This is a genomic window from Pseudoalteromonas sp. S327 (assembly GCF_005886415.1).
In the GTDB taxonomy this organism is placed as follows: domain Bacteria; phylum Pseudomonadota; class Gammaproteobacteria; order Enterobacterales; family Alteromonadaceae; genus Pseudoalteromonas; species Pseudoalteromonas atlantica.
Genome location: NZ_PNDP01000033.1, coordinates 88,132 through 113,396, shown reverse-complemented (window position 1 = coordinate 113,396; position 25,265 = coordinate 88,132). Strand labels below are relative to the sequence as shown.

Below are 25,265 nucleotides of genomic sequence, written 5' to 3'. Positions count from 1 at the left end.
TTATTCACTCAGCGGCTTTTATTTACCCGTTAATAATCTGTGTTAGCTTGGCAATAAAGTCTTTTGCTGCTTGCTCTGAGTTAATTTTAAAGGCCACACCATAGTGAATCGGCTGCGCACTTTTGTGAATACGTGTAGGAAAGCGTGTCATCTCACTACTATGAAAATAACCTTGTACTCGTGTTACCTCATCAATTGTTGCAAAATCATCGCTAAACACTTCAAAGGCTGGGCGAATAATTATTTTGCCTTTACCCGCTTCGCTGTGGGTATAAATTGCTTCTTTAGAATTTGCTAACATGTACTCAGCAATGTTTTTAATTTTAAAGTTGCTTCTGCACTTTAACTGAATAAGCTGCTCTGTTAACTCATCTGCACTATAAGCCACGTGGTGATCCCTTTAATGTTTAATTGTGCATTACATTAGCCTATACGCGCTGCAAAGTCCGAATTATTTTACATCGCATACAAAGGCAAGTTTGTCGTTTTTATAACTCATTCGCGTTATGTTTGTCTCGCAATACGGGCTTAAGTTAAGCCATTGAGAAACCTCGTCGCTGCCGCTTAAATTACGCATATATACACGGTTTTTAACCGCATAAGCCACTGTATTAGCATCTTTTAAAATAAAGTCTTGTACTTGCTCTGGCAATCTAAGTAAATTTTCTACCTGTTTAGATTGCGGGTTAAAGCTTGCTAAAATATGCTGATCATTTTTCGTGTAACTAAATAAAAATGTTGCGGTTTTACTGTTATAAATAAGCGTACGCCCTATGTTACTTGCTACCACCTCGCCTTTTGCCGCAGCAACCGAAGTATATTGCAAAGTATGTGGCTCACCCAAAATAAACATCACTAAGTCGCTTTGAGCGCCCCATGCGTGGTAGCCAACAGGTTCAATCCAATCAAAAATACGGCTCGGTGCTTGCTCAGTATCAAGTGGGTATTGCCACAACTTTTGTTTGCTATCTTGCTCTACCACAATGGCTGATAAACTTTGTTTTGAGGGCATAACAGTGGGCGAATATTCGCTCACTGGCGTATTTGTTATGTTGCTTACTTGCTTGGTTGCTAAATCATAATAGGCAATATCGGTTTGACTTTGCTCGCTTGAAATAACTTCATGGGTGAAATAAATACCCTGGTTTGTTAAATAAGGTTGGTTGTTATAGCTGTTTTTGTCGCTCACTATACTCACTTGCATACCGTAGGGTGTATTTAAATCAGCAAGTAATATTTGGCTTTTAGGCATGCTAGCCTGCGCTGTAGCAAGGCTTAGCGCCGCTAAAGAGACTAGCCCAAGCCATGGTTTAATAAGTTTCATGCTTTCTCTCGTTTTATTTTTAAGCACCTCATGATAACGTTATTTGCCGATGGCGTCACTTGACCTAAGTCAGTCAACTCTTTATAACTAACTTGGTCCTAAAAAAGAGAAAATACATGTCAGCTAAACATCCTATCATTGCTATTACAGGTTCGTCGGGTGCGGGAACTACCACTACCACCAATGCAATTAAACATATTTTTCGTAGCCTCAACATTGATGCGGCTTTTATCGAAGGAGATAGCTTTCATCGTTACACGCGCCCAGAAATGGATAAAAAAGTACGCGAAGCACAACAAGAAGGTAAACACATAAGTTATTTTGGCCGTGAAGCCAATGACTTTGGCGCATTAGAAACCTTATTTGGTACCTACGGCGAAACAGGCCAAGGCAAATTGCGCCGATACTTACATACCTTTGATGAAGCTGTACCTTATAATCAATTACCGGGGACGTTTACCCCTTGGCAAGATCTTGAAACAAACACTGATTTAATGTTTTACGAAGGCTTGCACGGTGGCGTGGTTGATCAAGATCATGATGTAGCTAAGCACGTGGATCTACTTATAGGCATGGTGCCTATTATTAACCTTGAATGGATCCAAAAATTGATCCGCGATACGCAAGACCGCGGCCACTCTCGCGAAAAAGTAATGGACTCCATTGTACGCAGTATGGATGACTACATTAACCACATCACACCGCAGTTTTCGCGCACCCATATTAACTTTCAACGTGTGCCAACGGTTGATACGTCAAACCCATTTAGCGCAAAAGATATTCCTTCGCTAGATGAAAGCTTTGTGGTTATTCGCTTTAGAGGAATTGATGACGTTGATTTTCCGTATTATTTACAGATGATTGAAGGCAGCTTTATGTCACGTATAAATACCCTTGTGGTGCCAGGCGGTAAAATGGGTTTAGCAATGGAGCTGGTGCTTACTCCGCTAATTAAAGACATTATTGTTAAAAAGCGTGCTCTTGAAAACCTAGCCCCTTTAGATATACCCATTTAGCCCCTCTTTTATGATTTACACTTCTGACGTACACTGCTGCTTTTGCTAACAGTGAGGGAAAACGTGTCGCACTCATTAAAAATTATTGTGGGCTCTAAAAACCCAGTAAAAATTAACGCTGCAAAACATATTTTTGCAATGTACTTTCCTAGTTATGAAATTGATTGCCAAGGCGTTGATGCTCCCTCAAATGTTCCCGATCAACCAATTGGCGAGGAACAAACCCGTATAGGCGCACAAAACCGAGTTACTTATTGTAAAAACATGTACCAAGCAGATTACTACTGTGCAATGGAAGGCGGTGCAGAGCAATTTAGCTATGGTGCTGCAACCTTTGCCTATGTTGTTATTAATAATGGCTCTGAGCAAGCGATAGGGCGCAGCAGTAACCTGCCGTTACCGCAAGTGTTATATAACGCGCTGCTAAGCGGAGAAGAGCTTGGCGATGTGATGGATAAAGCATTTAACACCCATAATGTTAAGCAAAAAGGCGGCGCGATAGGGCTTCTCACAAACAACCATGCCACTCGTCAAAGCACCTACACCCAAGCGCTTACCTTAGCTATGACTCCTTTTTTACACCCTAGCCTTTATCAGGAAAATTAATGAAATACAGTTATGTACTGTTTGATGCAGACGAAACACTATTCAGGTTTGATATTTTAGCGGGAATGACCCGCATGTTTAAAGCGTACAACATTGAGTTTACTCAAGCTGATTACATCCATTACCAAAAAACTAATAAGCAGCTGTGGATAGATTATCAAGATGGAAAAATTAGCGCCGATTACTTACAAGTAACCCGCTTTAACGAGTGGGCTGTAAAATTAGGGGTACCCGCTAAGGAGCTAAACGATGCATTTTTAGATGCTATGGCACAAATTTGTGAACCACTCCCCGGCGCAATCGATTTACTAAATGCACTAAAACCGCATGCACAATTGGGTATTATTACTAATGGCTTTGCACGTTTGCAAGCCCTGCGCCTAGCGCATACCGGCCTTGAAAATATGTTTGATTGGCTGGTTATTTCGGAACTGGTAGGCATTGCTAAGCCTAACAAGGCTATTTTTGAGCACACATTTGAGCTTATGGGTAACCCAGACAAAAGCAAAATATTAATGGTGGGCGACACTGCCTCTAGCGATATTTTAGGAGGCAATAATGCCGGTATTGATACCTGTTGGCTACAGCACCCAAGCGAGCAGTTACCAGCAGGCATAAGCCCAACCTACACCATAACTGAACTGGCACAGTTACCAGCAATTTTAGCGCTTTAAGCTGCGCGTTAATTATTAAAAATTAATAGTAATTAGCTGCAACTCGCTAATTTAAGGCAAAAAAAATGACGCTATTAAGCGTCATTTTTTATAACTGTTTGTGAGCGTGTATTTTTAAAAAATACTAAATTAAGCCGTCGCTAATTCAAGGCCGGGTGCAGGCATCGTAACAGGCGTTTCAAATGTTGCCCACTCCCATGCTGACTCTGTTGCCATAATTTTGCGAAGTAACTTATTATTTAAATCGTGACCCGATTTATAAGCCGTTACTTTACCTAGTAGGTTATGACCTGTCATAAACATGTCGCCCACACAGTCTAATATTTTGTGTTTTACAAATTCATCGCTGTAGCGCAAACCATTTGGGTTTAGTACTTTAAAGTCATCAAGTACTACTGCGCTGTCCATGCTGCCACCAAGTGCTAGGTTATTAGCATGCATGTATTCAATGTCTTTCATAAAACCAAACGTACGTGCACGGCTAATTTCTTCAGTAAAGCTTTGCGCAGTAATATCTAAACCAATGCGCTGGCGGCTTTCATTAATGGCCGGGTGATCAAAGGCAATTTCAAAGTCGATGTGAAAACCATCATATGGTTCTACTTCGGCCCATTTATCACCTTCTTCAATACGTACTTTTTCTTTTATACGAATAAAGCGTTTCGCAACATTTTGCTCTTCAATGCCGCCTTTTTGTAACAAATAAATGAACGGTAATGCACTACCATCCATAATCGGCACTTCTGAGCTGTCTAATTCAACAATTAAATTATCAATACCCATTGCAGCAACCGCTGCAATTAGGTGCTCAGTCGTTGATAAGCGAACGCCATCTTTGTTAATTAAACAGGTACACAGCTGCGTATCACCAACGGCTTCAGGTGTTGTTTCAAAATCAACAACCGGATCAAGGTCGACACGACGAAATACAATCCCGGTATTTGCGCTCGCAGGTCGGAGAGTTATTGTGACCTTCTCACCTTTATGAAGTCCAATTCCTATGGCTTTGACTACTTGTGCAATCGTACGCTGTTTAATCATAGGTTCGCTCACTTTTAAATCAGTTACAGTTAGACGGCGGAGTTTAACATAAATCCTTTTGCCTTTCAATATTTGTACATATTTCAAACAAAAGCATTAGTAAATGTTAATCAGCCTGCTTACGTAAAAAAGCCGGAATATCAAAATAATCTCCGCCTTCTGATTTATCCGCTTTTTTACTGTTTTGCGCTGATGAACTTGCCGTGTTGCTTGAGCTTGTAGATGGCGCTTGTTCTTTGCTTTCTACTTGCGTGCTTGGCGTCGTTTCTTCAATGCTTGTGCCTTGGCTTGCAAAGCTTGGTACGTACATGCTGCTAGATTGGTTTGATGAACTTGCTACATCAGAACCTGATGCCTTTTTAAAGCCGTTATCAACAATACCAAACTGCGGACGACGATCGCCGCCTAACCCCGTAGCAACAACGGTTACACGTAACTCGTCGCTCATTTCTGGGTCAATAACTGCACCCACAACCACGGTTGCATTTTCAGACGCTAGCGCTTTAACGTGGTTACCCACAATTTCAAATTCTTCAATCGCAATGTCCATACCCGCGGTAATATTAACCAAAATACCTTTAGCACCGGTTAAATCAACGTCTTCTAGTAATGGGCTTGAGATAGCCGCTTCTGCAGCTTCTTGAGCACGATCTGGGCCTGATGCAGAGGCTGTGCCCATCATGGCAGTACCCATTGCTGACATTACGGTACGTACGTCGGCGAAATCCACGTTAATTAAACCAGAACGTGTAATTAGCTCCGCAATACCTTGAACAGCACCAAAAAGTACATCGTTTGCTTTAGCGAAGGCATCTAATAGTGTAGTCCCTTTACCTAAAACTTTAAGCAATTTATTGTTCGGAATTGTAATAAGTGAGTCTACAATTTCTGACAATTCGTTAATGCCTTGTTCAGCAGCTGCTGCGCGCTTTTTGCCTTCAAAGTCAAAAGGACGCGTTACTACAGCAACCGTTAAAATACCTAATTCTTTGGCAATTTTAGCAACCACTGGTGCAGCACCTGTACCTGTACCACCACCCATGCCGGCAGCAATAAATACCATATCTGCGCCTTCAAGGCTGGCACGGATTGTTTCTGCATCTTCTTCAGCCGATTCGCGGCCTACTTCTGGGTTTGCACCTGCACCTAACCCTGAGGTTATTTGCGTGCCTAGTTGTACGGTAATATCGGCAGCGGAATTACGTAATGCTTGTGCATCCGTATTTGCGGCTATAAAGCGCACGCCTTCTATTTGTTGTTTTACCATGTGCTCAACAGCGTTACCGCCGCCACCGCCCACGCCAATTACCTTAATTACAGCTTCTTCGCTGTGTTGTTCCATCATATCAAACATGTTTACTCTCCGACTTGAGTACTTTAAAACTCGCCTTGGAACCATTTAGTAATGCGGTTCCACCAATTATTATTATCCTCTGCTTTCGACTTTTGTGCATTCATCGATTGCATAGTGCGCCCGTATTGTAACAAACCTACAGCGGTTGCGTACGAAGGATCGTCTACGTAGTCTGTCAAACCAACTATCCCGATTGGTTTGCCTATTCTCACTGGCATTTGGAAAATGTCTTCAGCCACTTCCATTGCGCCAGTCATTTTAGCAGTCCCGCCTGTAATAACGAGGCCTGCCGCAATTTGGTCTTCTAAACCTGAGCGACGAATTTCTTCCATCGCTAATTCAAATAATTCTCTAAAACGAGGCTCTACCACTTCAGATAAAGTATGGCGCGACATTAATCGTGCTGGTCGCCCGCCTACACTTGGTACTTCTATGGTGTCTTCGTTACTGGCCATTTGGCTACTTGCACATGCATATTGTACTTTGAGTGACTCAGCATGTGATATAGGTGTACGAAATATTTTTGCAATATCACCGGTTACTTGATTACCCGCCACTGGGATAACCGAAGAATGGCGTAATGCCCCGTTAATATAAATAGTGATATCCATTGTACCACCACCAATATCAAGTACCGCTACACCAAGCTCTTTTTCGTCATCGGTTAAAACCGAGTAACACGATGCAAGTGCGGTAAATATAAGCTGATCAACCTCTAAACCACAGCGCTCAACACATTTTTCAATGTTTTTAGCCATGTCGTTTGAGCAAGTAATAATGTGTGCACGTGCTTCCATACGTACACCGCTCATCCCAAGGGGGTTTTTAATGCCCTCTTGCATATCAATGCTGTATTCTTGCGGTAATGCATGCAGCATTTTACGCTCGGCCGAAATAGGCACAGAGCGCGCTATATGAATTACATTTTCAATGTCTTCATCGGTTACTTCTGTATTATTGATAGCAACCACGCCGCTTTCGTTTTGACATTGTATGTGCTTGCCAGAAATCCCTAAGTACACTGAGCTAATACGACAATCGGCCATTAACTCGGCTTCATCTATTGCTCGGCGAATCGACTCAGACACTAAGTTTAAATCGTTAACGCCGCCTTTATCCATACCATGAGATACTTGGCTGCCCACACCAACAATGCTGAGCTTGTTATCTGCGGTGATTTCACCTACCGTGGCCACCACTTTTGAGGTACCAACGTCTAATCCAATCACTAGGTTTCTTTCTGCTGACTTAGTCATGCCTTACTCTTATTTTGTAATTGCTGTTCTTGCACAGGCTTATAGCTAACTGCAAGGCCGGTATCATAGCGTAAATCTATTGCATCTATTTGTGCATCTGCACGCTTTTCCATGCGCGGGTACACATCTATAAACCGCTGTACTCGCTTTGCTTTGTCTTTGCGCCCTAAATTTAAGCGCACACCATTATCTAACCATAACTGCCACGAAAAACGCTCCGAAAGGGCTAAGCTTTTTAACGTTAATGCATTTACCTTTAGCATTTCGTCAAACTGCTTAAAGGCAATCCACGCTTCTTTTTCGCTGCCTTCTGGGCCGTAAAGTTGCGGTAAATCATTGGCGAGTTTATCGCTACTTGCTTCAAAGGCATCGCCACTTTGGTTTAGCAGTAAATCGCTATTCCAATGGGCTACGGCTTCGTGTTCAACTACGTACACTTGTATTGTATCGGGCCATTGCTTGCGTACCGATACGGTTGCAACCCAAGGTAAATCTTTTACCAGTTGCTGTACGCGTTTTACATCTAGCTCAAAAAAACTGCTTAAATCGGCCTTTTTTATTGCTTTTATTATGGCCTTTTCGTCAGTGTATTTGGGCTTTCCTAGCACTGTTAAGTGCTTTATTTGTGCATCTTTGTTCTCTACTAGCCAATCAGATACACCGGTAGTTATTTGCACGAGCCCAATCACTACCACCAGAAAAAAGCTCACACCAAAAATTAGCGACCAATTAAAGTTAAGTTGCTGTTTTAACTGTTGAGCTTTTTCTAAAAGGGGATGCATATTAAAGCGTTTGCCCCAAAATGCGAACAACTAATTGCTCAAATGTTGCCCCGTTTGCTTTTGCCGCCATAGGCACCAGCGATTTTTCGGTCATGCCAGGGACTGTATTTACTTCTAATAAATAAAAGTTCCCCTGCTCATCTTGCATGGCATCTACACGGCCCCAGCCGCTTGCACCCACTAAATCAAACGCCTCTAACGAGATAGCCTGTAAGTGCTGTGTATCTTGCGCCGATAAATCTGCAGGGCAATGATACTGTGTTGTATTTGATTGATACTTAGCTTGGTAATCGTAAAAACCATTTGGAGTCGTCATTTCAATCACAGGCTGTACTTCATCGCCTAATACAGTCACGGTAAATTCGCGTCCGGTTATCCACTGCTCTACTAACACTTGGCTATCAAACTTAAAAGCATGTGTAAGAGCATCTTCAAGCTCTTGAGCGGTACTTGCTTGCGCCATACCTATGCTTGAGCCTTCGTGCGATGGCTTCACCATTACTTTTTTAAACTCATCCATAATAGCTTTTGCATCAAAGCCTTTTTTAGCATCAACAACTGCATAAGGCGCTGTACTTAGCCCTGCAGATTTAAATAAGTGCTTACAACGTACTTTATCCATTGCCAAGGCTGAGCCTAATACAGTGCTGCCCGTGTATGGCAAGTTCATAAATTCAAGCGCGCCTTGCACTGTCCCATCTTCGCCACCACGGCCATGCAAAGCAATAAAAACACGATCGACCTGTAATTCTTTTAGCTCCCACAAAGAGCGATTTTGCGGGTCAAAAGCAATGGCATCAACACCGGCATTTTGTAGTGCATTAAGCACCGCTTGCCCTGAACGTAGTGACACTTCGCGCTCTGCTGAGTTACCCCCAAGCAGTACTGCTACTTTACCAAATTGCGCGTTTTCTTGCGTCATACTTCACCTTGCTTTAATTTTTCCACCGACATACCTGTTGCCGCTAATGTTTTAACCAATTGTCCTATATTACCAGCGCCTTGCGTTAAAACTAAGTCGTTATTTTGTAAGTTATCGGCCAGCACACCAGCAAGCTCTGCGCTCGTTGCTACATGTAGAGGCTCTTTTCCGCGCTGACGTAAGCTGCGGCACAGGCTTTTACTGTCTGCGCCAACAATAGGCTCTTCGCCGGCACTGTACACATCTAGTAATAAAAGTTGATCTACATCTGCTAATACTTTTACAAAGTCTTCGTATAAATCGCGTGTACGGGTAAACCTGTGTGGTTGATAAACCATAACTAAACGCTTTTCTGGCCAGCCTTCGCGTACCGCTGCAATGGTGGCAGCAACTTCTGATGGGTGATGTCCGTAATCATCCACCAGCATGACATTGCCGCGCTCATTTTCAAAATTGCCATAATGCTGGAAGCGTCGTCCTATGCCTTCAAATTTTTGCAGCGCCTCTAAAATTGCGTGGTTAGCAATGTTTTGATCTTTAGCCACTGCAATTGCCGCCGTGGCATTAAGTGCGTTGTGCTTACCTGGCATATTAAGCGTTGCACTTAAGCTTTCACCGCTTTTATGTGTCACTGTAAAAGTACAAGTACTTGCTGATTGGCTAAAATCGCTCATGCGGTAGTCGGCATCTTTTGACTCGCCATACGTGATCACAGGGCGACCAAAACGCGGGATCAGCTCACTTGCTACTTGCGAGTCTATGCACACTACGGCTAAGCCATAAAATGGCAGGTTATGAATAAAGTCCACATAAGTGTCTTTCATTTTCTCAAGGCTGCCGCCATAGGTTTCCATGTGATCTTCTTCAATATTGGTGATCACCGATACCATAGGCTGTAAATGCAAAAACGATGCATCGCTTTCATCTGCCTCAGCAATTAAAAAGTCGCTCTTGCCCACTTTTGCGTTACTGCCCGCGCTATTTAATAAGCCACCAATAATAAAAGTAGGATCAAGCCCTGCCTGAGCATAAATGCTGGCAATTAAACTGGTTGTTGTGGTTTTACCATGTGTGCCCGCAATGGCAATGCCATGGCGAAAACGCATTAATTCGGCAAGCATTTCTGCACGGCGAACTACCGGTATACGCGCTGCTTTTGCAGCAATAATCTCAGGGTTTGTTTCATCAATAGCACTTGAAACAACAACTACATTGGCATCTTTTACGTTGTTTTCGTGATGGCCTATAAATACTTCTGCACCGGCTTTAATTAAGCGTTCGGTCATTGCGCTGTGCGCTATATCTGAGCCTGTAATGCGGTAGCCTTCAAAAGCCAGTACTTCAGCAATGCCGCCCATACCCGCACCACCAATACCAATAAAATGGATGGTTTCTATTCGACGCATAGCAGGTCGAGTTTGTTGTTCTTGTATTGACTTATCTTTCACTTATTTTCTCTTATTTGTTACTTGCTCACAGTGCGAAGCAACGCTTGCTGTGGCATCTAAAATGGCTTGCTGCTTAGCATTGCTGGCCATTTGTTTAATTAATATAGGCTTTGCCAAATACGGGTTTAATAGCTCAACTATTGAATCTTTATTAAACTGCGGCTGAGGCATTAAAAGCGCGCCATTTGCGGTTACTAAATATTTTGCGTTGGCGGTTTGATGATCGTCTACCGCATGTGGAAACGGCACAAACACAGCCATTTTACCCGCGGCGGCAATTTCACTAACAGTCAGTGCACCAGCACGGCAAATAACAATATCGGCCCACGCGTAGGCGGCGTCCATATCATCTATAAATTCAGCAACTTTTAGGTCTTCATCTGCAATGTTGCTTTTCGCATACTCACTTTTCACGCCCTCAATATGGCCTTTACCTGTTTGGTGCCACATTTTAATTGGCGCTGTTTTAGCAAGTAAATTAAACGCCTCTGGCAGTGTTTGGTTAAGCACTTGTGCGCCTAGCGAGCCTCCCACCACTAAAATATTAATAGGGCTTGAAACATCACGTTTAGCTACATTAGCAACGCTTGCACGTACTGGGTTACCGACTAATTCAGCTTGCCCTGGTGCAAAGGCGCTTGGAAACGCAGCAAGTACTCTGTTAGCAAATTTTGCCAACCACTTGTTGCTCATTCCTGCCACTGCATTTTGCTCATGAATCACCAGTGGAATGCCTAAACTTTTAGCGGCAATGCCGGTTGGCCCGGTTACATAGCCACCCATAGCAAGCACTACATCTGGTTGCTGATATTTCAATACCTTACGCGCCTGCAATATTGCATTAAGTACCATGAATGGGGCTTTAATAAGACGCTTTAAGCCATTGCCGCGTACGCCTTTTACATTAATAAAATCAATCTCAATGTTATGCTTTGGTACAACATCCGCTTCCATTCTATCTGGCGTGCCTATCCAGCTTACTTGCCAGCCTTGCTCTTTTAAATAATCGGCTACAGCAATACCTGGGAATATATGCCCACCTGTACCACCGGCCACAACTACTAATTTTTTACTCATCGCTTACCTCCGCGTGAGGTGGCTTGTTTGGTTGCCATTTTAGTTTCAAAATCAACACGCAATAAAATGCCGGTGGCAATCGTCATTATTAATAAACTTGAACCACCATACGAAATAAACGGCAAGGTTAACCCTTTGGTCGGTAATAACCCCGCACTGGCGCCTACATTAACCATGGTTTGAAACGCAAACCAAATGCCAATAGCAAACGCAAAATAGCCTTCGTATTCTTTGCCACATTTTAAAGCTTGTTGGCCTATTAAAAGCGCCCTAAATACAAACACAGCCAACACACATAAAATACTTGCTACACCTACAAGGCCTAGCTCTTCACCTATAACGGCAAAAATAAAATCGTTATGCGCCTCGGGTAAATACTGTAACTTTTGCACGCTGTTACCTAACCCTTGGCCAAACCAGCCACCTTGGCTGTAGGCCATAAGCGACTGCACTAACTGATACCCTTTACCAAATGGGTCTTCCCAAGGGTCTAAAAAGCCCACCACTCGCGCCATTCTGTATGGCTCTACAATAATCAGTAATACAACAAGCCCTACGCCCGTTAAAATAAGTACAAAAAATTGCCATAACTTTGCGCCGGCCAAAAATAACAACCCCACAGTTGTTACAAACATAACCACCACGGTTCCTAAATCGGGTTGTAGTAAAATAAGTAAGGCATAGACCGCAAATACAGCGATAGGCTTAGCAAAGCCTTTAATATTTTCTTGTACTTCTTCGCGCTTTCTTACCAAGTAGCCTGCTATATAACTGAAAAAGTATAATTTAGCGGCCTCGGCTACCTGAAAACCAACAGGTCCAATGGGTATCCAACGCTTAGCGCCGTTGACTTCGCGGCCTATTATTAACACAGCAATAAGTAGCACCATACCAAGCAGCAACAAATACGGGTTTGAGCGTTTCCACCAATCCATAGGCACGCTGGCAGCAATCCAAAATAAAACAAATGCCATCGCTAAAAACATGCTGTGGCGAATGGTAATATGGTATGAGTTATCAAACAGCCTTTCGGCTGTGGGCATTGAGGCGCTGGTCACCATTATAAAACCCACCCCTATAAGCATTAACATGCAATAAAGCAGTGGCACATCGTAAAGCTGTGCTGAGGGTTTTGGGGTGAGTGTTTCTTTTAAATCGGCAAAGGCAATCATAATTGCCCTTCCATTACACATTGCACAAAGTCATCACCGCGTTGCATGTAGTTGTTATACATATCAATGCTGGCACAGGCAGGCGCAAGTAATACAATGTCACCGCGCTTGCTAAGTACTTTAGCGAGCGATACCGCCTCTTGCATTGTGTTTACCAAGTGCGATTTACTCGTTAAAGCAGCAAGCTCTGCTGCATCTTTACCAAAGCATACAAGCGCTTTTACATGACTTTTTATATATGGCTTTAACGCACTTAAATCAGCGCCTTTAGCATCACCACCGGCTATAACAATCAGGTTTTCGTGATCTGAGGCCAAACTATCTATTGCCGCTATAGTGGCGCCAACATTGGTGGCTTTAGAGTCGTTAAAGTATTGAACACCATGTTGCTCATCAACAAACTGGCAACGGTGCGCTAAACCATTGAATTGAGAAAGCGCCGCTGCGTACTGTTCTTTACTAATATCAAACGGGCTTAATAACGCCATAACCGCAAGTGTATTTAAGTAATTGTGCTTACCAACGACCGCAAGCGTGCTAACAGGTAAGTACGCCTCGCCTTTTACTATAAAATGCAGCTCATTATTGCTCTCAGCTAAGTGATAATCACCGTGGTCGATGCCAAAGCTCATTTGCGGCGCTAAAGCGCGACTAATAGGCTTAGTTTGAATATCATCTGCGTTGGTTACTAAAAGCTCAGCATTGTTATAAATGCTTAATTTAGAGTCGATATAGGCTTGGTAGCTGTCGTAACGATCTAAATGATCTTCAGATATATTTAATACCGCTGCGCTTATTGGTTTTAAGCTTGAGCAGGTATCTAGCTGAAAACTCGAAAGCTCCAGCACATACACGTCAAAATCATCACTTAGTAAATCCAATACCGCAGTGCCAATATTGCCACCTAATGCCACCTTATAACCTGCTGCTTTTAATACCTCGTAGGCTAAGGTAACAACGGTTGATTTACCATTAGAGCCTGTAACAGCAACAACCGGTTTTGTATTTATACGAGCAAATAGCTCTACATCACCAATTACTTCAATGCCTGACTCTATTGCTTGAGCAATTGCGGGAATTTTTAAGCTAAGCCCGGGGCTTATGATGATCATGTCGGTTTTACAAAGCGCGGCGCTAGCTAAATCACCAAAATGCGTATTAAGCTCAGGAGCATGCTCGCTAAGCCAATCCATACCTGGTGGCGCAACCCGGCTATCAACGACCTTTGGTGCAAAACCATGAGATAATAAAAAACGCACAATGCCCAGACCGGTTACACCGAGTCCGAGCACTGTTATATGTTTGTTTTTTATCTCGTTTAAATACTGCATTTATCGAATCTTTAATGTCGCAAGGCCAGCAAGTACTAGCACAATTGAAATTATCCAAAAGCGCACAATAACACGTGGCTCTGGCCAACCTTTTAGCTCGTAATGATGATGAATCGGCGCCATTCTAAAAATGCGCTGTCCGCGTAATTTGTATGAGCCCACTTGTAAAATTACCGATAAAGCTTCCATTACAAACACACCGCCCATAATAATAAGCAGTAGCTCTTGGCGTACTAAAATAGCAATAATGCCCAGCGCGCCGCCAAGTGCCAGCGACCCTACATCACCCATAAACACTTGTGCTGGGTATGTGTTAAACCATAAAAAGCCTAACCCTGCGCCAACAATAGCGGTACACACAACCACCAGCTCACTAGCAAGCGGTAAATGCGGGATATGTAAGTAAGCCGAAAAGTTAATATTACCGGTTAAATAAGCAATTATGGCAAGTGCTGCCGCCACTAAAATAGTCGGCACAATCGCCAGGCCATCTAAGCCATCAGTCAGGTTTACCGCGTTTGAAGTGCCCACTAATGCAAAGTAAGTAATTACAATGTAAAACAAGCCTAGTTGTGGCAATACATCTTTAAAAAATGGCACCACGAGTGAGGTTTCTGACGCTTGTGTACTCGTTGCATACAGCGCAGTTGCCACCACTAGAGCAATAACCGATTGCCAAAAATACTTCCATTTAGCAATTAACCCTTTAGGGTCTTTACGTATTACTTTGCGGTAGTCATCTATAAAGCCCACTAAACCTAATGAGCCAATTACAAATAAGGTTGCCCATACGTATTTGTTTGATAAATCAGCCCATAATAAGGTGCTGGTAAATATGGCGCCTAAAATAAGTAAGCCTCCCATAGTAGGAGTACCTTTTTTAGATAAGTGAGATTCGGGGCCATCATCACGCACTACCTGGCCAATTTGCATTTTTTGTAACGAACGAATGAGCTTAGGGCCAAAATAAAGCGACATCATTAACGCTGTTAATATGCCTAAAATGGCACGTAGGGTTAAATACGAAAAAACATTAAAGCCACTGTAATATTGGGTTAAATACTCTGCCAGCCAAACTAACATTATGATACTCCATTGATGGCTTGTTGCTGGCCATTTACTAAATCGGTTACTAATAATTCCATGCGAGAACTGCGCGATCCTTTCACCACAAGCGTGGTTTTGTTGTTTGTGTTATTAAGACTGGTTTGAATTTGCTTGAGCATCTCTTCGCGGTTAGAAAAATGACGGTTTGGCTTATCAAATACATCGCTTGCGTATTTACTTAACACACCCAGCGTATACAGCTCATCAATGCCTTGTTGTTTGGCGTATTCGCCTACTTCTTGATGATAAGTTCTGGCTTGTTCACCAAGCTCTCCCATATCGCCCAGTGCTAAAATACGGTGCCCTTGAATATCACTTAATAAATCAATTGCTGCTTTTACCGACTTAACATTTGCATTGTAGGTATCATCAATAACGGTCAGTGAATCACTTACTTTTATTAAATTTACCCGCCCCTTAACATCGCCCATGGTGGCAAGTGCGGTGGCTATCTCTTCAAGTGATACATCAAACTCACTGGTTAAAGCCGCGGCAATAAGCGCATTGCTCACGTTGTGCTTACCTGGAAGAGCAAGCGTTACTGGTACTTTTTGATCTTGTGTACACAATAAAAAGCTTGCGCGAGCGTTTTCGTCTAGGCTGATATTTTCAGCCCAAATATCAAGTTTTTCAGTACTTGAAAAACACTTAACAGTGCGCCCTTTTAATTTATCAAGCCAGTATTGACTAAATTCGCTATCGCAGTTAACAATGGCAACGCCATCGTCTTTTAGGCCATCAAAAATCTCACCTTTTGCCTTAGCAACCCCCATTAGGCTACCAAAGCCTTCTAAATGCGCTGCGGCCACATTACACACCACAGCTACATCGGGTTTTGCCATGGCGGTAGTGTAAGCAATTTCGCCTAAATGATTAGCGCCAAGCTCTATAACAGCAAAACGGTGCTGCGGCTCTAAACGTAATAGCGTTAGCGGTACGCCAATATCGTTATTAAAATTACCTTTTGTAGCAAGCACATCTCCGTGCACCGATAAAATAGCGGCGCACATTTCTTTTACCGTTGTTTTACCCACGCTGCCCGTAATGGCAATGGTTTTTGGGTTAACCTGCGCCATAACCGCCGCACCTATATTACCTAATGCAATACGGGTATCGCTAACAACAAACTGCACAATATCTACATCTACTTTATGCTGAACAATAACGCCAATAGCGCCTTTTTGTTTAGCGTCAGCAATAAATTTATGGCCATCAAAATTAGGCCCTTTTAAAGCTAAAAACACCTCTCCGTCGCAAATACTGCGGGTATCGGTATTAATATTTACTACATTGAGATTATCACCTAGATAATCGGTTGCTAGCACATTTGCCAGCCAATCAAAGTCCATTGGGATCATTGAGTTATCCCTCTTACTGCTTTTTTTAGTTGTTCTTTTACATAACTGCGATCGCAAAAGTCGATACGTTGATCGCCAATAATTTGGTAATCCTCGTGGCCTTTGCCGGCAATTAAAATTACGTCATCCGCATTTGCATTTTCTATTGCATAGCGAATGGCTTTTGCTCTGTCAGCCTCTAAATGGGCTTTTTCAGGCTGCGATAAACCCGCTGCCACATCTGCTAAAATAGCATCTGGGTTTTCTGAACGCGGATTGTCGCTGGTAACAATAACCTTATCTGCATTTTGCTCTGCCGCTTGCGCCATTAAGGCACGCTTGCCTTTATCTCTGTCGCCGCCACAACCAAAAACACAACTAACCCCACCAGGCACATGCTTTTGCAATGCTTGTAAAGCCAGAGCAAGCGCATCAGGCGTATGGGCGTAATCAACAACGCACGTAGGTAAATTAACTTCGCTAAACGCTTGCATACGCCCAGCAACGGGGTGCAAATGCGCGCATCCGGCGGCTAACTGCTCAAGCGGATAACCGAGCCCCAACAATGTTGCCAGTGCCGCAGTTAAATTATATAAGTTAAACTCACCAAATAGAGGCGATGTTACGCTAATATCACCCCAACTTGTGCTCAATTGCGCCGAAATACCATTTTTAGAATATTCAACATCAGAAAAATACACATACTGTGCATTTTTAGGTGCTAAATTTTTACGACCATAACAAATGAGATTATTAAAACTGTATTTTTCAAGCCATTGCTCTGCTTGCCCATCGTCTTGATTTAGCACCACTAGCTGTGGGTCAAAATCGCGAAACAGCATAAGCTTAGCGTCGCCATAACTTGTCATATCGCCGTGATAATCAAGGTGATCGCGCGATAAATTAGTAAATACCGCCGCTTTAAATTGGCATTGTGCCACACGTTGTTGCACTAATCCGTGCGATGAAACCTCCATCGCCACAAGCTTTTTATGCTGCTGTTTTAAGTCATGCAATATGTGCTGCAAGTCAACAGCCGAAGGCGTGGTATTAATAAGTGGCGTAAGTGTATCGGGGTGGCCATAACCTAATGTGCCTATAATGGCCGAAGGGGTACTACAAAACTGCGCTAAATGCGCCATCATAGCCGTTGTTGTAGATTTGCCATTAGTGCCCGTTACACCAATTAAATCGAGAGATTGGCTTGGGTTTTGATAAAATTGACTCGCTAGCTCTGGGAGTTTTTTATCAAGCTCAGTTACTAAATACAGTGGCTCAAAAGTGACATCAAATTCGCACAGTCTATCGGCAATAATGGCTGTAGCGCCGTTTTCAATTGCTTTGGCAATAAACTGTCCGCCATCAAGCGCATGGCCTTTTATAGCCACAAATACATCGCCTGGCGTTACATCACGGCTATCAAGGCGTAAATCTTTAACTAGCTGCGAAGGTGCATCTATGTCGATGTATTTTAAAATAGCCTTTAAATCACGCATCGTTATCTTTACCTTTTACGTAAGCCACTTCTTCCTTATCAGGGGCTACGTTTAATATTCTTAATGCGTTAGAGACGATTTCTGCAAATGCAGGGCCTGCGGTGGCACCTCCATAGTACACATCGCCACCGGGCTCATTTATCATCACTACCACAGCCAAGCGTGGATTACTTGCCGGTGCTACACCTGCAAAATAACCTACGTATTCATCACCGTAACCACCAGCAACCGCCTTTTTAGAAGTACCGGTTTTGCCTGCCGCGCGATAGCCATCTACTTTTATGTTTCGGGCTGTACCGTCTTTTTCAAACACGCTTTCCATCATGTGAACAACGGCTTCTACGTCTTTTTGTTTAAAAATACGCTCGCCTTCTGGCACACCGTCTTGCTTTAAAATCGTTAACGGACGATTAATCCCACCGGCGCCTAACATGGTGTAAAAACGGGCCATTTGCGCCGTACTTACCGAAATAGCATAACCAAACGATAACGTGGCAATTTCAAAGTCAGACCAGCGGCGGTTTGGATAAAATAAACCACTACTTTCGCCAACCATGCCTGTACCGGTATCGCTACCAAAGCCCACTTTTTGATATAAGCCAACTAAGTAATCTTTAGGTACTTGCTGCGTTACCTTCGCCACGCCCATGTTTGATGAATACTTTAAAATTTCGCGAAGCGTCATTTCACCGTGGTTACGGGTATCTTTTACTAAACTGCCGCCTAAACGCATCCAACCTGGGTAGGTATCAATGGTGTCGTCGGCTTTAATTGCGCCGTAGTCTAGCCCAGCTAAAATGGCTAGTGGCTTAACGGTTGAGCCTGGTTCAAACAAATCGGTAATTGCGCGGTTACGGCGTTTATGTGGTTGTGCATCGTTCAAATTATTTGGATTAAATGATGGGCTATTTACCATGGCCAAAACTTCACCGGTTTTAACATCAACCACCATGGCCGACCCCGATGTCGCTTTATATGTAAGTACAGCAGATTTTACTGCTTTATAAGCAATTGCTTGAATACGTTGATCAATACTCAGCTGAATATTTTCAGGCTCTACACGCTCACGCTCATCTAATACTTCAACTTCGCGGCCTTGGGCATCTTTACGAATAGTGCGACGGCCTTCTTCGCCTGTTAAGGCATTTTCGTAGAGTTTTTCAATGCCTTCTATGCCTTTCCCATCAATATTTGTAAAACCAATAATGTGGGCCGTTACCTCTCCCGCGGGGTAATAACGTTTAGACTCATCTAACAAATGAATACCAGGTAAGCGTAATTGGCTAATGTAGTTGGCAACAGCCGGTGTAACTTGGCGCTTTAAATACACAAAACGACGGGTGGGATCATTTAATAAACGCGAATTTATTTTTTTAGGATCGATACGTAAAACATCTGCCAGCTCACGCCAACGCAGATCATTTTCATAATAAACAGAGGTACGCTTATCAAGCTCAGCGGCATTTTCTGCAAGCGTTTTATGATCTTCACCGTTTTTACGTGCTTGTTTTATAACTTTAGCAACAAGTGACTTATGCAATGCTTTAGGATCGGCATACACACTGACTACCGGCACACTTACAGCAAGCTCTTTGCCTTGACGATCGAAGATCATACCGCGTTGTACATGTAGTTTTTCTACACGAACGGTGCGTTTATCGCTTTCTGAACGGGCTTTATCTGGCTCAATAACTTGTAAATAGGCAGCACGCGACACCAGTGTTACAAACACTAAAAACACCACAGTGCACACCAACATAAAGCGCCATGTGATTAAGTTATTGACCTGTTTTTTGCCGCGATTTCTCATTGTATTATTATTACCTGTTCATCCTGACTGGTAGGGCGCTTCATTTGAAGCTGCGTGGTAGCAACTTCTTCAATGCGCGCATGCTGCGAATAAAACTCTTCTTCTACAAGTAAATAACGCCATTCAAGGTCGAGCTCATCTCGCTCTTGTAGCAGCGTATCTTGCTTAATTAGCTGCGCGCGAGCCGAGTGCGTAACCTGTACTACTGCAAAGCTTGAAGCGAATATCACAACCAACAAGGCCGAGGTTAGCTTGTTAGCTCCTAGGCCTTTTAATATTTCTAAAAATAAATTGGGTTGGCGATGATTCGCTTTAGTGTTCATCCAAGCCTCTGTGCAATCCTAAGTACTGAGCTGCGAGAACGTGGATTACGCTCTATTTCTTCAGCACTTGGTTTAATAGCTTTACCCACTGCTTTTAACGTCAGGTTTTTATTTATTTGTGCGTCGGTTAAAGGCAGACCTCTGGGTATCGCTTCTCCCTTACTCTGTTTTCTAATAAATTGCTTCACTATTCTGTCTTCAAGTGAATGAAACGAAATAACCACTAAACGTCCACCTGGCTTTAATACTTTTACAGCAGCTTGCAGTGCGGTTTGAATTTCTTCCAGTTCACTGTTTATGTAAATTCTGATTGCCTGAAATGTACGTGTGGCTGGGTGTTTAAATTTATCTTTAACGGGCACCGCTTCATCGACTAAATCGGCAAGTTGCTTGGTTGTGGTAATTGGCGTGTGCTCTCTTACCTCAAGTACTTTGTGGGCAATACGCTTACCAAATTTTTCTTCACCGTAGGTTTTAATTACATGGGTAATGTCTTCAAGCTCAGCTTCGGCAAGCCACTGCGCTGCACTGCGCCCACTTGTTGGGTCCATGCGCATATCAAGAGGGCCGTCTTTCATAAAGCTAAAGCCACGCTCTGCGTCATCAAGCTGGGGGGAGGACACGCCAATATCTAATAAAATGCCATCAACTTTACCTAACAGATCGTTTTGCTCTGCAACATCGTATAAGTTAGAAAAGCGGGTGTGAGCTATAGCAAAGCGTGCGTCATCGGCAAATTTTTCAGCCGACTTTATTGCTTGTGGGTCTTGATCAATGGCCTGTAAACGCCCTTGCTCACCAAGTCGAGCAAGTATTTGACCTGAGTGTCCGCCACGTCCAAAAGTACCATCCATGTATATGCCGTCTGGCTTAATTGCAAGAGCATCGATGGTTTCGTCCATTAATACGGATACGTGTTCAAATTGCGCAGTCATTAGCTTGTGTTTGCCTTTTTTAGTGCCGTTAGAGTGTGAAATTATCTAAATCTTGGTTTGCTTCAAAATCGCCGAGCCTTTCCAACTCAGTGTCTTGGCGCATTTGTTCGTGCCAACGCGCTTCATCCCAAATTTCAAATTTATTCATTAAACCAACTAGCATGATCTTTTTGCCAAGTTCTGCGTGGCTACGCAATGAAGGCGCCAGCAAAATTCGACCATTTTTATCAAGTTGATACTCTGTGGCATTACCTAACAACATACGTTGCATTCGGCGAGCGCGTGGATTCATATTAGAGATTTTAGATAAGCGGCTTTCTATTTCTTGCCACTGTGCAAGAGGATACAACCATAAACACGGTTCGTTTAGCGCAATGGTACATATTACCGTTCCTTGATCTTCAGACAGCAAAGCGTCTCGGTACTTAGTCGGTACCGCAAAACGTCCTTTATCATCCAAGCTCAGTGAACTAGCGCCACGAAACATAAAAAGCCTACTTTTAAATTGTGTAATCGAGTTTCGATTAATTTGATCCAGTTAGATCCACTAAAAACCACTTTTTACCACAGTGCTCCAGTTTAGGGCTTGACAAGCCTTTTTGTCAAGTAAGCTGACCAGCTTTAACGTCTCGCTAAGCTAGAAAAAATAAGGCTTTACGCAAAGCGATTGAATTACGTGGGAAAAAGTGGAGGTAGTAGATAAAATTTTTTTAAAGCGATACTAATAACGTTTGGTTTACATAATTTGCTTACTGAATAATCAATGAATAATTACAAAAAAATGAATCTAGGGCCTGTTGACCTTTAAGGATTATAATTTGTTCAATCTAGGGGGTATTTAATCGCGGCGCGAGGTTTGTAACCTAGTGGGCTAAGTAAAAACCGAGTAACAAAGAGTAAATGCTCCCTAGGCAGAACCCTTCGGGCAGCGCCTGTTTGACATTTATACGTCGTTATCGCCTATTTATGGGGAATAACCACACTACATAGGCTCTACCTTGCCTAAATCCCAAACAGACTGCTGCAAATTAAATCTCGAAAGGTAAACAGGCCCTAGGTTTATAGCCATGTAAAATTTACTTAGCACAGCAGCAATACTTACTTCATGCTGCTTTTTATTTAATCTAACGCACCCTACCTTAAATATATAAAAACAATAAAATCAAGTGGTTAAATTATTTTTTAATGGTTGGTTTAATCGTTGCATCTGCTATAGCACCAGTTAAATTTTTTTATTTTATTTATTAAGGATTGATTATGGCTACTGCAACAAATACAAAACCGAATACTGAAACAAACATGAAACCTGATCTTAAACAAAAAGAGAGTGAGGCACCGTTGACTGAAAAAGCAACGTCTGTAGCACACGATGCAGTAGATGCACTTTCAAGCAAGGCATCAGTTGCTGAGTCAAGCGTACGTAAAGGCGCTTCAAGCTCTGCAGAAGCACTAAGCGAAAAACAACTTATTGCTCGTGAAAAACTAACTGAGTGCAGCGCAAAAACGCGTGCTTTTGCCTCAGAAAATCCGCTAGCAACAGCGGGTATTGCTTTTGCGGCGGGTATGCTTGTAACGTCACTATTTCGTCGTAAGTAATAAATAATGAGTAGCTCACAAACAACAGCAACCACGGACGGTAATGCTCAAAATCAAACAACAGATGACCCTAGCCAAAAGGATGATTGGCAGGATCATATAGCAAAGATCATTGAATACTCTAACCAGCTCAAGGAGGATTATAAAACGCAAGGAAAGCTTACCCACCAACTTGCAAAAGCTGAGTGGAAGCTGTCGTTACGATCAATGGCGTTGATCACTATATTTTTAGGATGTTTTGCCAGTGGTTTGATTTTGTTGTGGGCCGGCTTACTAGGTGCAATTGGCTACGGTGTATATGATTTATTTGGCTCGGTTTGGCTTAGCTTTGCTACTGCTGCACTCGCGCAAATAATTTGTTTAATTTGGCTTTGGCGAAATACCGTATACCTAAGCAATAAAATTGGCTTTAGTAAAACGATTAAAAGTGTGAAGCAACTTTTAAATCTATAAGGAAATAACCATGCTCGTTAATTTTCTAATTAAAGAACCCAATGAGAACGTTGACACGTTAAATAAGCAAATGGATTTACAGCATGCATTAAAGCGCCAGCACCATGCAGCAATAAAGTATCGCTTTAAGCGCTTTGCAGCCACCAAGGTAGGATTGGCATCAGCCTTTTTAGCCGGAGCAACGGTTCAAGCTGGCAAAAGCGAAACCAGCTATGTGCGAAAATACGGCTGGCTGGTAAAGTTATTTGCATAGCAGCAATTGCATTTATAAAAGCTTTTTTAAAAGTGCAATTGCCGCTTACTTTAATACCTCTTAGTCCAACTCGTCTCTATTATGGTTTTGGCTAAAGTTTAACGCCGGCCCTTTTGGAATAATTTGCGTTGGGTTGATCATCGTGTGGCTAAAATAGTAATGTCGCTTAATATGCTCAAGGTTAACCGTACTGGCTACTCCCTCTATTTGGTATAACTCACGTACATAGTTACTCAGCGCTGGGTAGCTTTCAATGGTGCGTAAATTACACTTAAAATGCCCTACATACACGCTATCGAACCGAATGAGTGTGGTAAATAAACGCCAATCCGCTTCAGTTAATGTGCTCCCCATCAGGTAACGATTTTTACTTAGTATGCCCTCTACTTTATCAAGTGCTTTAAATAACGCAGTAAATGCATCTTCGTATGCTGTTTGTGTGGTTGCAAAACCCGCTTTATATACCCCATTATTAATATTGGTATAAACAAGGTCGTTAATTTCGTCAATATCAGCTTGTAGTGATTTTGGGTAATAGTCATCCGTATTATTCGTAATTTCATTAAATGCGGTATTAAACATACGAATAATATCTGCAGATTCATTACTAACAATTTTATTTTGCTGCTTATCCCAAAGCACAGGCACAGTTACTCGCCCACTGTAATTTTCATCGTGCTTAGTATAAATTTGATGTAAGTATTCACTATTAAATAAATCATCGCCGCTACTGAGGTTATCTTTATCAAAGCTCCCCCCCTTATCTAACATATCTGGGCTGACTACTGATACGCTAATAATATCGCTTAGGCCTTTTAGCTGTCTGAATATGAGTGTGCGATGCGCCCACGGGCACGCTAAGGCAACATATAAATGGTAGCGATTTGCTTGCGCCTTAAACCCACCACTTCCTGTAGGTCCAGGGCTGCCATCTTTTGTGATCCAATTACGAAGCTGCGCTGCTTCGCGTTTAAATTTACCATTATTCGAGTCGGTGTCGTACCATTTGTCTTGCCATTGACCATCAACTAATAAACCCATAATAACCTCCTCAATTAATTATTAAATGTTGCCAAATTCACCGTTTTGATAATCACGCACCGCTTGTTTAATTTCCTCTTGCGTGGTCATTACAAATGGGCCCATATGTGCAATAGGTTGCTCAAGTGGGTTACCCGCTAAAATAAGTATCCCCGCCCCCTTTTGTGAAGATATATCAATGTCACTGTTTTCACTTAATATAAGCAACTTGCCAGCATTAAATGTTTGCTCGTCACCTGTAATAAGCTCACCTGTATGAACATAAATCATCACTTTACGTTGTTTAAGCCCTGCTAACTGCATGCGTGTATTAACGGGGAGAGTAACATTGGCCAGTGCAGCATTGGCCGCTAAGCTTTGCAAGCTCGACGTTAACGTACAATCTTCAAACTGCCAATTACCCGCAAGAGCTTTAAAGCTCACGCCATGCTTATTAGTTACTTCAGGCGCTGGATTTTGTGTAGTATCTTGATAACGTGGCGCACGCATTTTTTCGCCACTGGGCATATTGATCCAAATTTGAAAGCCATGCAGCCCCTCTTTTGCATCTGTCAGTGGCATTTCACTGTGCATTACGCCTCTACCTGTACTCATCCATTGTACATCACCAGATCGGATCGCTTTTTTGTTACCCATTTGATCTTGGTGTTCAAAGCCACCTTTAATAATGTACGTAAAGGTTTCAATGCCGCGATGAGGGTGCGGTGGAAAGCCGCCAATATAGTCACTTTCATTGTTAGACTTTAGCTCATCAATCATTAAAAAAGGGTCGAGATATTTGCCATCAAAGCCAGGTATTCGACTTATGTTTACACCATCACCATCTTGGGTGGCGTAAGCAGTTAACACTTTTGCTATGTTCATATTTAAAATACTGTAGTAGATTAATTAATGAGCTTATTAAAGCATTC

At 42.6% G+C, this 25,265-nt stretch carries 26 protein-coding genes; 6 read left to right on the top strand and 20 right to left on the bottom strand.

Annotated features, from left to right (window positions below; translation table 11 throughout):
- Positions 1–22: 22 nt before the first annotated feature.
- Entirely contained in the window at positions 23–388 is a 366-nt protein-coding gene (locus CWB60_RS10815) for a hypothetical protein (RefSeq protein WP_004589427.1), read from the bottom strand.
- 63 nt (positions 389–451) lie between these two features.
- Entirely contained in the window at positions 452–1,324 is an 873-nt protein-coding gene (locus CWB60_RS10810) for a TolB-like translocation protein (RefSeq protein ID WP_138577820.1), read from the bottom strand.
- A gap of 116 nt (positions 1,325–1,440) precedes the next feature.
- Here CWB60_RS10810 and CWB60_RS10805 point away from each other — a divergent pair, with 116 nt between their 5' ends.
- From CWB60_RS10805 to yjjG, 3 genes are all read left to right on the top strand, one after another.
- Complete coding sequence (locus tag CWB60_RS10805) at positions 1,441–2,340, top strand: phosphoribulokinase (protein ID WP_004589425.1); 900 nt, start codon at positions 1,441–1,443, stop codon at positions 2,338–2,340.
- A 63-nt stretch (positions 2,341–2,403) separates the two neighbouring features.
- The gene (gene yjjX, locus CWB60_RS10800) at positions 2,404–2,946 is read left to right on the top strand and encodes an inosine/xanthosine triphosphatase (RefSeq protein ID WP_138577822.1); all 543 of its coding nucleotides are present in this window, start codon (positions 2,404–2,406) and stop codon (positions 2,944–2,946) included.
- Positions 2,946–3,620 (top strand): pyrimidine 5'-nucleotidase, encoded by a 675-nt coding sequence (gene yjjG / locus CWB60_RS10795; protein ID WP_138577824.1) that lies wholly within the window; start codon positions 2,946–2,948, stop codon positions 3,618–3,620. The genes yjjX and yjjG overlap by 1 nt, the downstream gene beginning before the upstream one ends.
- A gap of 129 nt (positions 3,621–3,749) precedes the next feature.
- Here the strand turns inward: yjjG and lpxC are convergent, their stop codons facing one another.
- The 16 genes from lpxC to mraZ form a co-directional block, all read right to left on the bottom strand.
- Entirely contained in the window at positions 3,750–4,661 is a 912-nt protein-coding gene (gene lpxC, locus CWB60_RS10790) for a UDP-3-O-acyl-N-acetylglucosamine deacetylase (RefSeq protein WP_004589422.1), read from the bottom strand.
- Positions 4,662–4,767: 106 nt separating this feature from the next.
- Complete coding sequence (gene ftsZ, locus CWB60_RS10785; RefSeq protein WP_138577826.1) at positions 4,768–6,015, bottom strand: cell division protein FtsZ; 1,248 nt, start codon at positions 6,013–6,015, stop codon at positions 4,768–4,770.
- Between the two features lie 23 nt (positions 6,016–6,038).
- Positions 6,039–7,271, bottom strand: a complete 1,233-nt coding sequence (gene ftsA / locus CWB60_RS10780) for a cell division protein FtsA (RefSeq protein ID WP_004589420.1) — start codon at positions 7,269–7,271, stop codon at positions 6,039–6,041.
- Complete coding sequence (locus CWB60_RS10775) at positions 7,268–8,053, bottom strand: cell division protein FtsQ/DivIB (RefSeq protein ID WP_004589419.1); 786 nt, start codon at positions 8,051–8,053, stop codon at positions 7,268–7,270. Before CWB60_RS10775 ends, ftsA begins: the two co-directional genes overlap by 4 nt.
- Before the next feature lies 1 nt (position 8,054).
- On the bottom strand, positions 8,055–8,975 hold the full coding sequence (locus CWB60_RS10770; protein WP_024033298.1) for a D-alanine--D-alanine ligase: 921 nt from the start codon (positions 8,973–8,975) through the stop codon (positions 8,055–8,057).
- On the bottom strand, positions 8,972–10,381 hold the full coding sequence (gene murC, locus CWB60_RS10765; protein ID WP_051063459.1) for a UDP-N-acetylmuramate--L-alanine ligase: 1,410 nt from the start codon (positions 10,379–10,381) through the stop codon (positions 8,972–8,974). Before murC ends, CWB60_RS10770 begins: the two co-directional genes overlap by 4 nt.
- Positions 10,382–10,423: 42 nt before the next feature.
- Entirely contained in the window at positions 10,424–11,500 is a 1,077-nt protein-coding gene (gene murG, locus CWB60_RS10760; protein WP_029774059.1) for an undecaprenyldiphospho-muramoylpentapeptide beta-N-acetylglucosaminyltransferase, read from the bottom strand.
- Complete coding sequence (gene ftsW, locus CWB60_RS10755) at positions 11,497–12,672, bottom strand: cell division protein FtsW (protein ID WP_004589415.1); 1,176 nt, start codon at positions 12,670–12,672, stop codon at positions 11,497–11,499. Before ftsW ends, murG begins: the two co-directional genes overlap by 4 nt.
- Positions 12,669–14,003, bottom strand: a complete 1,335-nt coding sequence (murD, locus tag CWB60_RS10750; protein ID WP_138577828.1) for a UDP-N-acetylmuramoyl-L-alanine--D-glutamate ligase — start codon at positions 14,001–14,003, stop codon at positions 12,669–12,671. Before murD ends, ftsW begins: the two co-directional genes overlap by 4 nt.
- Entirely contained in the window at positions 14,004–15,086 is a 1,083-nt protein-coding gene (gene mraY / locus CWB60_RS10745) for a phospho-N-acetylmuramoyl-pentapeptide-transferase (RefSeq protein WP_004589413.1), read from the bottom strand.
- Positions 15,086–16,468 carry a UDP-N-acetylmuramoyl-tripeptide--D-alanyl-D-alanine ligase gene (locus CWB60_RS10740; RefSeq protein ID WP_121637954.1) on the bottom strand — a complete coding sequence of 461 codons (1,383 nt, stop codon included), beginning with the start codon at positions 16,466–16,468 and terminating at the stop codon, positions 15,086–15,088. Before CWB60_RS10740 ends, mraY begins: the two co-directional genes overlap by 1 nt.
- On the bottom strand, positions 16,465–17,943 hold the full coding sequence (murE, locus tag CWB60_RS10735) for a UDP-N-acetylmuramoyl-L-alanyl-D-glutamate--2,6-diaminopimelate ligase (RefSeq protein WP_138577830.1): 1,479 nt from the start codon (positions 17,941–17,943) through the stop codon (positions 16,465–16,467). Before murE ends, CWB60_RS10740 begins: the two co-directional genes overlap by 4 nt.
- Positions 17,936–19,753 (bottom strand): penicillin-binding transpeptidase domain-containing protein, encoded by a 1,818-nt coding sequence (locus CWB60_RS10730; protein ID WP_024033305.1) that lies wholly within the window; start codon positions 19,751–19,753, stop codon positions 17,936–17,938. The genes murE and CWB60_RS10730 overlap by 8 nt, the downstream gene beginning before the upstream one ends.
- Positions 19,750–20,076, bottom strand: a complete 327-nt coding sequence (gene ftsL, locus CWB60_RS10725) for a cell division protein FtsL (protein WP_024033306.1) — start codon at positions 20,074–20,076, stop codon at positions 19,750–19,752. The genes CWB60_RS10730 and ftsL overlap by 4 nt, the downstream gene beginning before the upstream one ends.
- Positions 20,073–21,011 carry a 16S rRNA (cytosine(1402)-N(4))-methyltransferase RsmH gene (gene rsmH / locus CWB60_RS10720; RefSeq protein WP_004589408.1) on the bottom strand — a complete coding sequence of 313 codons (939 nt, stop codon included), beginning with the start codon at positions 21,009–21,011 and terminating at the stop codon, positions 20,073–20,075. Before rsmH ends, ftsL begins: the two co-directional genes overlap by 4 nt.
- Positions 21,012–21,039: 28 nt before the next feature.
- Positions 21,040–21,498, bottom strand: coding sequence for a division/cell wall cluster transcriptional repressor MraZ (gene mraZ / locus CWB60_RS10715; RefSeq protein ID WP_004589407.1), 459 nt, complete (start codon positions 21,496–21,498; stop codon positions 21,040–21,042).
- A 770-nt stretch (positions 21,499–22,268) separates the two neighbouring features.
- On the opposite strand from mraZ, the gene CWB60_RS10710 reads away from it, so the two are divergent.
- From CWB60_RS10710 to CWB60_RS10700, 3 genes are read left to right on the top strand one after another with little or no spacing between them, the layout of a single operon-like run.
- A complete protein-coding gene (locus tag CWB60_RS10710; RefSeq protein ID WP_004589131.1) occupies positions 22,269–22,607 on the top strand; it encodes a hypothetical protein in 339 nt (112 codons plus the stop codon).
- 6 nt (positions 22,608–22,613) lie between these two features.
- Positions 22,614–23,060: a threonine/serine exporter family protein gene (locus CWB60_RS10705; protein ID WP_055252737.1), complete on the top strand. Its 447-nt coding sequence runs from the start codon at positions 22,614–22,616 to the stop codon at positions 23,058–23,060.
- A 10-nt stretch (positions 23,061–23,070) separates the two neighbouring features.
- Positions 23,071–23,313 carry a hypothetical protein gene (locus CWB60_RS10700; RefSeq protein WP_138577832.1) on the top strand — a complete coding sequence of 81 codons (243 nt, stop codon included), beginning with the start codon at positions 23,071–23,073 and terminating at the stop codon, positions 23,311–23,313.
- A gap of 60 nt (positions 23,314–23,373) precedes the next feature.
- Here CWB60_RS10700 and CWB60_RS10695 read toward each other — a convergent pair whose 3' ends face one another.
- Both CWB60_RS10695 and CWB60_RS10690 read right to left on the bottom strand, forming a co-directional pair.
- Positions 23,374–24,354 (bottom strand): glutathione S-transferase family protein, encoded by a 981-nt coding sequence (locus CWB60_RS10695; RefSeq protein WP_138577834.1) that lies wholly within the window; start codon positions 24,352–24,354, stop codon positions 23,374–23,376.
- Positions 24,355–24,375: 21 nt separating this feature from the next.
- Positions 24,376–25,218, bottom strand: coding sequence for a pirin family protein (locus CWB60_RS10690; protein ID WP_029774067.1), 843 nt, complete (start codon positions 25,216–25,218; stop codon positions 24,376–24,378).
- Positions 25,219–25,265 lie beyond the last annotated feature (47 nt).